Origin of the sequence: Neobacillus sp. OS1-2 (assembly GCF_030915505.1) — a bacterium.
Lineage (GTDB): Bacteria > Bacillota > Bacilli > Bacillales > Cytobacillaceae > Neobacillus.
On the sequence record NZ_CP133265.1, the window covers coordinates 1395634 to 1406592 of the forward strand.

Here is a 10959-nt window from a genome sequence, read left to right on the forward strand (position 1 = left end):
GGTCAAATTCGTGAACCTGTCACGCTTATGGGCACTGCGACCCACTTAGAGCGAGAAGTTCCCGGCCGTTACAATTCGATGATACACATTGCCACCTACTAATCCGTCGACAACTTCCCATGGTCCATCATGGCGCAGGCGTTTTTCTTCTAGCTCTTCTAAACTAGTCATTCTGCCATCGAGCCACTCGTTAATCCGATATTTGACCGAATCAATTCGTGTAATCACGCCACCATATCGAATATCAATCACTTCCCAGCCGAATGGCTTATAGGCCGCAAACCATACTTTGCGGTGCTTTTGGCGTAAAAGATCCACATTGGTTTGAATCACATCCAATTTAACCAGGATGGATTTCATTTGTTGGTAATCTTTTTCCTTATAAGCCTCTGTTAGTCTAAGGCCGATTTCCGCCTTCTCACTGAGTACCCTTGCTAATTGCTCGTAAAAACCAAATAGACTCGCCCAGCCTGGATTATTTTTCTTTGCCTTTTCAAGCTCTGGGACTAATTTTTGATAATGCTCGCCTAAAGACAGGCCGCGGATATTTTCGTCATATAATCCAATTAAAATATCCTGGTAGAGTAACACTTTAGACGTCATAGAGGTGTTCATATTATCCTTCATGACACCGGGGGTTTCATCCAGCCTTTTTAACATCATGAAATCATCAAAATGACCCTCGCTACAAAATTCAAACCGCTTCGCTACCTGTTCTAGCGTAACTTCCTGATGATAGGTATGTTCTGCGAATAATTGCAGGATGGGCAGTGAAGTGGAGAACGGTGTTTCTGCCCCGTTATCGCCCCACATCGTAACAAAGACTTCCTTAATGCCTTCTTTTTTACAGGCGGCAATCGCCGCTTCTGTTGTCACAATGGCTTTCCCATAGTTTGGTGCGATTCCGTTCCACGTCCAGGCCCCGCCAGCGAAAATTGGCGTTTTGCCCAGCAGCATATGGCGATGAAAGTCCGTTTCATAGACTTCCTGGTCTTGACTATAATAATTCCAGTACACGAGCTCCACATCCGGAATTTGCGCAATAAGCTCTTCCGGTATCTTGCCGTTCTCATCTTTATATTTGCTGTCTTCCGCGAACAATGGAAAATACATATCGCTCCAAATCATGGGTTTAAGCCCATGCTTTTCTGTAATCGTCACGACCTCTTGAAGATGACGGTTCATCAAATCGATATGGTTTTCATAGCCATGCTGCTGCAGGTATTTTCCTAGCCCAAGCTGGAACGTCTCATCCATGCCGATATGAATCCGTTTTGTCCGAAATGGTTCCGATGCTGCCTTTATACAATTCTCTAAAAACTCATATGTTTTCGGCTCTTCGACTAGTAAAATATCATCTGTATCCCGAATGTCCGCCGCATAATTCCATTTGAGCGCTTCTCGTAAGTGACCCAATGTTTGAATACAAGGAATCATCTCAACGCCCAGCTTCGCGGCATAATCATCAAGGGATGTTAACTCTTCTGCTGTATAGCGTCCCCGCATATAGCCGAAATACGGATGTTCCTTTACCTCATACGTATCCTCGGTATAAAGCATCAAGGTATCGAGACCCATTACAGCCATTCTTCGCAGTAAATTTTCTACCTCAGCCATTGTTGGCACAGCATTTCTCGAGGCATCGAGCATAACACCACTCATGTCAAACTGCGGCACTTCTGTTACATCAAATTCAACTTCATTTTGAAAGTGTTCCACCCAAAGTCCTACTGCCCGGAAAAAGTGAACCGTTTTTTCAAAATAAATTTGCCCACTGTCACTTTGATTTACAACCCTAATGGGACCATTTTGTTTTCTTATCTGCACAGGGTATCCGTCAGGTGAAAGTTGAATACCTATACTCTCCAATACCAGTTTAAGCCCATCGGCAACGGCAGCTGTCGCGCCAGTTAGGTGAAGTTTCATCGTGCTCTCCCCTATCTCATTCAAATTTTTATGATGGTTGATTGGCGATTCTTTCAAGCTTCGAAAAGCGGCTCAGACAGACCCGCATCATCCAATAGGCTGGTGCAACCCCAGAAATAAAGAGGAGTAAGCCTGGAATCTTCCACATGACCATGCCTACCATTAACAGCCCGGCTCCAATCCAAATGGTAGGCCCAAAGCTTGTCACAGCAAAGAGAAAGGATTGTTTGATATATTCCTTAGTGGATAACTGATAATGAACATAAATCGAAAAGAAATAGCCAATAGACATGATAAACAGGAAGGCGACAAAGTATAAAAATACGAGCAGAAAGATAGAAAAAACACCCGTCATGATTCCCATTACAATCCGTATATCGACAAAGAGGAAAAGGCCAATGCTGTAAAACACAAGGCCAATTCCATTCGTTCTTTTCCATTCTTTAACGTACACATGCTTAAACGTCTTCCATACAGACAAATCTGTATCATGTCTAATCCATTTCCGGACAATGGTAAAAAGGGCAACCGACGAAGGAAAAAAGCCCAAAACCCCTAATCCCAGAATGGTAAAGGCAATCCAGCACAAATTGGCCGAAATCACCCTCCATATCCAGTCAAACACATTCACCCAAGAACCTTTTTTCATCCTGCATCATCCTTTCCCTTCGACTCCACGAAATTACCCCATTTACTTAACGAAATTGATTTTCTGTAATTGGTGATAAAGCGGACTGCCCTTAACCGCTTTTCCCGTTAAACTTAAGACAAATTCACTGAACATAGTGTTTGCCCATGCAAACCAGTCCCTTGTGAATTCCTCCGGACAATCGGCATTAAAGCCTTCATGCATGAAATGGGTACCGCCATCTGTCTGAAGAAAATAAGCTATTATCTCCTGTTTTTCCGTTTCATTTGTCGTTGTCATTCCTTGAATTGCAAGGGCAATATGCCAAATGTAATGATCAGGAGTATGTGGACTGCCTATTCCATTCGCATATTTTCCTTCATAATAGTAGGGATTATCTCTGCTTAGTAGAAATTTGCGCGTATTTATATAGGTCGGATCCTCAAATGAAAGGTAGCCTAAATACGGTACGGCCAGTAAGCTCGGTACATTGGCGTCATCCATCAAATTGACCCTGCCTTCACCGTCGGTTTCATAGACGTACAGTTCGCCGTGAATCGGATGATCCAGTTTGGCATAGTGCTCAATTCCACTTTGGATTTCCGAACGGAGCATGAGGCATTCCTCTTGTAATGATGGATTGATTAACAATTCCTCACACATTTCAGCTGCATACCCTAGGATCACCACGGCAAACATATTCGCCGGTACCAGATATCCGTAGGTGCAGGCATCGTCACTCGGACGGAAGGCGCTCCATGTCATTCCGGTCGGAACCACCCGGCCTCCCTTGCCCTCACGAATTAACGTATCGGATTGACGGCATTCCGAACGCCTAAAGCGGTAAGAAGAATCTTTCTCATGGTCTTGTTCCGTTCTCCATACTTGGATAATCGTTTCTACCACCTGCTGGAACGTTTCATTAATATGTGAGGTACGTCCTGTTGACTTCCAAAATAAGTACGCCAACTGCACCGGATAGCACAAGGAATCAATTTCATATTTTCGTTCCCAAACATGCGCTGTCATGTTTGTATCGTCATTTTGATGGCCTTTGCCATTCGCACTTTCATTAAAGGCATTGGCATATGGATCGTGCAGGATAAAAGCATATTGCTGGCGGATCACTCCTTCGAGCAAATCCGCGATTTCTTCATCCTCTTCCGCAGCCAATAAATACGGCCGAACCTGGGCAGCTGAATCCCGCAGCCACATTGCCGGAATATCGCCTGTAATGACAAACGTTTTGCCATCTCCTTGTTTTTTCATGGTAGTTGTATACGTATTGACAAAACATTGCTCAAACATCTGCTGCAGCTTGAGGTTATCAGGGAAAAATTCCTTGACGTGATGGATAAGTTTTTTCATTGATTCAGGAATCACTGTCGTCATGTTTACCACACTCCTTTTCCTATTTTTCGAAACCAAGGGTAATAATTTCGTATTTTTCTACTTCATATAAATCTATTGATGGATTTATTCTTTCTTCAAGAATCGTACTCTTATAGGATTGGTAATCATGAATAGTAGCGCTTAGGCTTGCTTGTTTCTCAGACGGATTAAACCAGCGAATCATGACATCATTCTTCGCTTCCCCCACCTTCATCGATGTCCATACAAGACCGGTTGCCTCGGTGTGTACAAACTGATAGGTCACCGGTAATGTTCCCTCATGAGTATCGGTCTGAATAACCATCAGCGGCACTTTATATTGGTAAGCGTCTACAAATGCCTGTGACTTAATGACATCCTTTTCATGGGGAAGCACCTGCCATTGCGCTGTTTGCATCCCTAAGCATTGGGCTTCAGGTGTCGGGAAGTAGCCCCAGTCACCCAGTTCCGCCGTCGAGCGCAGCACGGTAACGGCAATTGTTCCGTCTGCCGGCAAGATTTCATATTCCTGAAGACCATCGGTTGCGACGGTTAAGCCCATCTTGTCATCTGAGAGGCTGGCAAATCGCTGCTGATGATGGCAAAAGCTTGGATTCTCCCATTCCTTCTCCGCTGTATTCGGGCGGGTGACAATTTCAAAAATACTATCTGCTTGATGTGTTTCGGTCTTTAGTCCGGTCGGGAAGAGAACGCGCAGACGGTGATCCGTTGCTTGGTTATCTATCGTAAGCTTAAAGGCTGGACCCTTCATTCCTTTTTCCAGGGTGACCATTGTTCTTAGTTCGATGGTTGTCATTTCTCTTGATCTGCCTGCTTCTCTTTCTTTATGCCAAATCAATTTATTCCGTTCAATGGCTAGTCGGTCATCGGCAGAAACCGGAATCGATAGAGTGTGCGTGAACGCTAGAACCGTTCTGAGGGCATTTTTTTCTACAAGGGTAAATTTCGCCGGCACTCCTTTTGTTGTGATCGCCGCATGACCCTTTGCTTCTTTGTACATATATTCATTTCCGACATCCCCAGTATCTTCGTACATGCCAAGATTATGGAAGATTACGCCGGATTGCTTCTCGGTTAAATCGTAGCTTCCATCCAAATGGAACGCTACATGCACATATTCATTTTCCATTTCAAGCCTGTTGTCAGGCGCAGGCTGCACCTTTTCCTGTTGCTGGATCTGTTGATCAGCAGGCACAAGATAGAATGTTTTATAGCCAAATGACGGAACACACTCCGCAAAGAAAGACAACTTCGCCCGTTTAGCAAAAAACGGCTGGCGGAATTGATCGTCCGGTAAATCATAGCCAAATTCGATTGTTGCTTCTTCGAGCTGACAGTGAATTTCTTTGCCTTGATCATCTACTAGGCGGTATTCCGGCATTTCTTTATCCTGCAGGTAAGCAGGAATTTCTTCAAAATGCATGTGTGAAAAATACACCTTTTCAAGATCTAGGGTTTTCGTAACGACTTCATTTTTCTCCCATCCTGTTGTGTTCATGACAACAAGTGGAATACCGCCTTCCGGTGTTTGTGAAGTATCAATCGTTTGGGCAAGCAATACGGCCTGTTCCTGTACGAATACTTCACCCATTTGCGCGACGCTTTCAAAACGGGTGACCATTTCGCGGTGAACTTCATCAACACTGCAGCCGCAAATGCTGTCATGCGGGTGATTCTTCATCAGCGATTTCCACATAAAGCGGATGTATTCACGGGGGTAGGTTCCGCCCGCTAAATAATTCATCGCAGCCAGTGGTTCAGCTGTTTTCTCCAACAGGTTTTGACAAAGGTTGTTCCATTGCTTCAGGTAAATCCGACTTGACGCGGTGTTGACAAGTGTAGACCAGCCGTCTGTCCGCTGGTTGCGCAGCTCTCCTTCAATCACTTGCAGCTTTTCTGGAAGAGAACCTTTTACCGCCTCTGTATATTCGTCAAAGCTGGAATGCTTGAAATGGTAATCAGGATATAGGGCAGCGGCTGTTTCAATCGCCTTTGGTATCGTCTTTTGCAGCGGCTGGTGATCACAGCCATTCATAAACAATAACTGATTCGTCGATGCATATTTTTCAGCATCTTGAAGTTTTTTATCCCAGAATGCTTTTGCTTCGTCTTCGTTCACCGGGATTTCATTCCCATTTGAATACCAATTGGCAAATAAAATACCTAAAACACTGGAGCCATCAGGTGATTTCCAAATCATCTCGGAATAAGGAGATTCAAAATCAGGAGTGTCTGATACCGTGTTATTAAAGCCGGTCGGTTTCACGCCCCGTCCGAAGGCTGCGGTATCAATCCCCGCTTGTTTCAGAATCTGCGGTGCCTGCCCGTAAATGCCGAATGTATCAGGAAAATAGCCAATTTTTGAAGCATGACCATAGGCTAATGTATCATTCAGGCCAATCTGCAGGTTGCGGATATTGGCCTCAGAGCTAGTTAAGAAGGCATCCTGCAGTACATACCAAGGACCAATATATAGTTTTTTCTCTTCAATTAATTGTTTCACGATTTCACGCTTTTCCGGATGCACTGCAAAATAATCCTCTAATAGAACCGTCTGCCCATCTAGATGAAAGGATTGAAACGTATTTCCTTCCTTTTTAAACTGTTCAATAAGTTGATTCATTAGTTTGATAAAGTAGTAGCGATGTTTTTCAAAAGGTAAATACCATTCCCTGTCCCAATGAGAATGAGAGATAATATGGGCTGTCTTCTTCATAAGACGTCCCCTCCTTCGATGATTTATATACCGGTGCGAAAACGCTGTCATTTTAGTGTGATAGAATTCCTTCACCACTAACAATAAAAAAACCTACCAAAAGTAGCAATAGAATCCCGGCAAGTCATAAAGATATTACAGTGGATATTAAATTAATCCATTGATTGGCCAAAAAAAGGGTAGTCTCCCACTGCGGCAGTGGGGGACGTACCCAAATTTTCATTCTTCTATGGAGTTGGAAATCCATGGACTTCGAATTCATAGATTCTTGCGGCTTGGTCGCCGCCCTGTGTTGGCTTATCCGTCCATAAGCGGACATAGCGTGCCTTTGTTAAGGTAATGCTGTGTTCCGAAACAGCTGCCGTATTGTCCGTCACTTTCACAGCTTCTGTCCAGTTTTCTCCGTCGATACTCACTTCAATTCTAAATGCTTGAGTATTAAAGGCTCCCGGCTCTCCGCCGGCTTGGGCATGGTGAACAACGAATTTTGCAATGGCATATTGATCGCCAAGATCGACCTTTAGCCAATGAGGGGCATCTCCTAAGGCGCACCATTTACTTTTAACGTTCCCGTCAAAGGCATATTTTGCCGCTTCACTCGGAGCACACTGTCCGCTCGCAATGGCGATCTTATTCAACGCAACATTTTTAATATCCTTAGCGGCTGCAGAAATGGTAATCAACGCTTCTTTTGTTAGAACACTTTCACCCTCGCTATTTTTGGCAATCAACGTAACAGGGTAAGTGCCTTCTTTTTCATAGGTAACAAATGGATCTTTCTCATTACTGACAGCCGGTGAGCCACCCTCAAAATGCCATTCCACTTGTTCCGTTACTTCTGATGAAGCATTGAAAAATTGAATCTTCTCCCCCGGTGCCGCTACCGTTTTATCCGCACGGAAATCTGCTTCCGGTTTTGGATATGGCGGCCATTCGAACGTGACGGCTGCACTCTCGCTTCGTTTGAATTCTTTGTTCACCGCAACAATTTCTAATTTGGTACTGCTCTCCTTCCCATTCCGCTTTAGATTAGAAAGGGAATAAACATGGTTAGGTGTAGCGCCGACAAACTCTTTTGTATGGTTTGGCAGCGTCCGGTAAATTTCATAATGACTCACATCGGAATCAGACGGCTCCCATGCAAGTGCGACATCCGCATAGATTCCTTTGGTAAAATCAACCTTACTTACCTTTCCTTGCTTCGGGGCATGGACCGCATTGTGTTTCTCTTGTTTGTTAAAAACCTTGATTTCGCCAATGTTTGTCGTAAAATCCTTCACCATTTGATCACTATCTATCAAAAGCGAGATGGCTGCGATATGTTTATCACTGTATTTTTTCAACTTAAACGAATCGGTTATCCATTGTTGATGACTTTGTTTTCTCACATCAAAGAAGACAAATTGATCCGGATTGTCAGTAAAGCTTACTCCAAGTTTCATGTTTGGCTTTTTCAAATCGGTTTTGTATGTCAGTGAAATTTCCGTATCCTTTTGAATCGGCAGATTGGTTTTATAAAGCTTAATATGCGTAGGATTGTTAGCATCAACAGCACCAGAAAGCTTCAATGAGCTTCCGCCGTCATAAGCTGTTTCCCAATCAAAGTCCACGTTAACAGCTTGCCCGCCTTCTTTTAACCAGCGCCAGGTTGGCAGAAGATCCTGCAGACTGCGATTATTCCAGGACTGGTCACTTACTACGTTTCCATCGACGGCAAAAAACGTGCCACTGCCTGTATTAAAATGAGTGACAAAAGGCAGTTCCTCGATTGCCGTTTTGGCAGTGAAATAATGTGCCATTCCCTTCCACGTACCGTTATCAGTTGATACTGCAGGATTTCCGGACTTCCCAATCCAGAATTCATTTTCCTTTTGATAAAACTGTTCCATCGTTTCAGCTGTTTTAAAGGCCCAGTCTGGACGATAAATTCCTAAAGATGTGACAGGCGCTTTGCCTTCAGGGAAGATTCCCTGCCAAGGAATAGATGTACTTGTTCCATTCGCCTCCACATCAATCCCGGTAAACACGTCATATGGACTTCTGCCGAGTTCCTTGGCTTTAGTGGCGGAAGACTGCTGGTCCTGCCACCAGAAGTTTAAAAACATGCTGTCAGAAACCCGTTTGCTGCCGTCCTGAAAAAAGCTGCTATTTTTATCATTTAGCGCATTTTGCCAATTGATACGCCCATCCTTCGTCATCGAGTCGTACCACATGATGTGCATATCTTGCTGTTTATGTTTTTGAAGATATCCAAGGAATTCTTGCATTTTGACAGCCGTCTGGGCGTTTCCACCTTCAGTTTCTTGGTTAATAAACCAGCCATCAAACCCATAATAGTTTGCCACTTCTAACAGCTTGTCTGCTGCAGGAAAGGTTCCATCCTCCCGCTGTGCTAGCATTTGGTTGACCCATTCAGCCTTCCCGCCATAAACAGTAGGAGGGAAGAAAACGTTGCCTAAGATCGGTACGCCGTTTTTATGGGCATTATCAATCACGTCTGCACTTGGCGGGACAATAATACCTTCACCAGCGGAACCTGCCCAATACACCATCAGGTCAACATATTGCCAATAACTAAAGGTGTTGGCATAGAAATCCTTCCCGCCTTGCGATGGCACACCGCTCGTCGTAGGGTTTAGGGCAGACAACGCCACTAACTTTGCATCAGATTGGGCATGGTCATTGACCTTGTATAACACCTCCCGTTTGGCTAGTGGAATCTGGCTGCGGTTAAACACAGCGCTTGGATCCTTCTCTGGAGTCCAGTTTACTAGTTGTTCGGGATACCAGTAAGATGATTCCGGTTGTTTTGCAAAGCTTGCATTCGGCCATAATAGGATGAAACACATGCCGAAAAAGGCAGCCATCAGCCACTGGCTTTTCTTCCAATCAATCATTTTCCAACTCTCCCCATTCTATTATTTTTATCGTGAAGCTTTTTACAGCGAGCTTCTGAAACCCTTACCTCTCTCCAAAGTCGGATAACGCTTTCATTTTTTTAAATATTCTATCAACCTGCTTCCTCCTACAATATTCTGACTCAAATGCCCCGTCAATGAGCTGGAAAAAGGTAATATGGTTTTTCCATTGTTTCTATAATTAATCCAGTGAAAAGGGAGGCAGGGAACGGTTCTTACGCTTTAAGTGCTCAACTGTTTGTGTCGTAGGGAACTTCTAGCTTGAGAACAGCATGTGTCATGGATTGGATGAAAAAAATGATTGAAAAGGCTTATGAAGATGATAGAAAATAGCAGTAATATGATGGGGGCATTGATTCTTGGCAAAGGGTTTCTACTTGTGGATCTGATTCGATATACGGTTGGGATAGGGCTAGCAGCTGGCATGGATAAAGTAATGATGATGTTGAATCTACGTAAACAAAATTAGTTGAGAAGCAGTACAAACAGAGAATTGCACGTAAAAAGGCACAACTAGCGAAAGAAACTAGCTGTGCCTTACGAGGGTTCTATCAAATTGTCGGATAAAATTCAGGCTTGCGATTTTTGACACTAGGAAGTTTTCCCCTTACTCGTTGAATGCGATCAAGGTCAATATCGGACAAAATTAACGTTTCTTCTTCGCCTCCACTAGCTTGAATGACACCCATTGGATCGACAATCACACTGCGTCCGGTAAAAATATCGCCCACTAGGTTTGCACCGCAGACAAACAGGGTGTTTTCAATCGCTCGTGCTCGAATAAGCGTTTGCCAATGGTCCTCTTTCATCGGCCCTGCCACCCATCCGGCAGGAACAACCAGAATATCTGCCTCTTGAAGCGCAAATTGCCTCGCAATTTCTGGGAATCGTAATTCGTAACATACCATTAATCCGATTTTTCCAAACTCGGTTTCTACTATTTTATACTGGTTATCACCCGGAATAATCGTATCAGATTCATGATAACTAAAAGCATCGTATAAATGTGTCTTACGATAAGAATGGACGAGCTGTCCTGAACGATTAATAAGGACGGTGGTGTTATACGCACGTTTTTGATCATCTGGTTTGGATTCATATAAACCGCAAACCACATAAATTTCATTTTGGCGGGCAGCCTCCATTAGCCCGGTAACAAACGGGCCATCCAAGGGCTCCGCCACATCAACAGGTAAGACACCAGACTTTGGGGTAGCCAGTGCCATAAAAAATTCAGGTAAGATGACAAAATCCGCGCCCAACCCTTTCGCTTTCGAAATGTATTCTATGGCTTTCTCTAAATTAGCAAATTTATCAACACTTGTGGATAACTGTGCAATGGCTACTCTCATCAAAATACCTCCTGGATAGTAAACTAG

The 10959-nt window shown here is 43.9% G+C and carries 7 protein-coding genes; 1 reads left to right on the forward strand and 6 read right to left on the reverse strand.

From position 1 onward, the window contains the following. Positions 1 to 45: 45 nt before the first annotated feature. From RCG19_RS06885 to RCG19_RS06905, 5 genes are all read right to left on the reverse strand, one after another. A complete protein-coding gene (locus RCG19_RS06885) occupies positions 46 to 1926 on the reverse strand; it encodes a beta-N-acetylhexosaminidase (RefSeq protein ID WP_308110216.1) in 1881 nt (626 codons plus the stop codon). 28 nt (positions 1927 to 1954) lie between these two features. After that, a complete protein-coding gene (locus tag RCG19_RS06890; protein WP_308110217.1) occupies positions 1955 to 2575 on the reverse strand; it encodes a YesL family protein in 621 nt (206 codons plus the stop codon). 42 nt (positions 2576 to 2617) lie between these two features. Beyond that, entirely contained in the window at positions 2618 to 3946 is a 1329-nt protein-coding gene (locus tag RCG19_RS06895) for a glycoside hydrolase family 125 protein (protein WP_308110218.1), read from the reverse strand. A 19-nt stretch (positions 3947 to 3965) separates the two neighbouring features. Continuing rightward, positions 3966 to 6662, reverse strand: coding sequence for an alpha-mannosidase (locus RCG19_RS06900; RefSeq protein WP_308110219.1), 2697 nt, complete (start codon positions 6660 to 6662; stop codon positions 3966 to 3968). Between the two features lie 227 nt (positions 6663 to 6889). Then, positions 6890 to 9559 carry an endo-beta-N-acetylglucosaminidase gene (locus RCG19_RS06905; RefSeq protein WP_308110220.1) on the reverse strand — a complete coding sequence of 890 codons (2670 nt, stop codon included), beginning with the start codon at positions 9557 to 9559 and terminating at the stop codon, positions 6890 to 6892. Between the two features lie 322 nt (positions 9560 to 9881). On the opposite strand from RCG19_RS06905, the gene RCG19_RS06910 reads away from it, so the two are divergent. Then, a complete protein-coding gene (locus RCG19_RS06910) occupies positions 9882 to 10049 on the forward strand; it encodes a hypothetical protein (protein ID WP_308110221.1) in 168 nt (55 codons plus the stop codon). Positions 10050 to 10131: 82 nt separating this feature from the next. Here the strand turns inward: RCG19_RS06910 and RCG19_RS06915 are convergent, their stop codons facing one another. Next, complete coding sequence (locus RCG19_RS06915) at positions 10132 to 10932, reverse strand: carbon-nitrogen hydrolase family protein (protein WP_308110222.1); 801 nt, start codon at positions 10930 to 10932, stop codon at positions 10132 to 10134. Positions 10933 to 10959 lie beyond the last annotated feature (27 nt).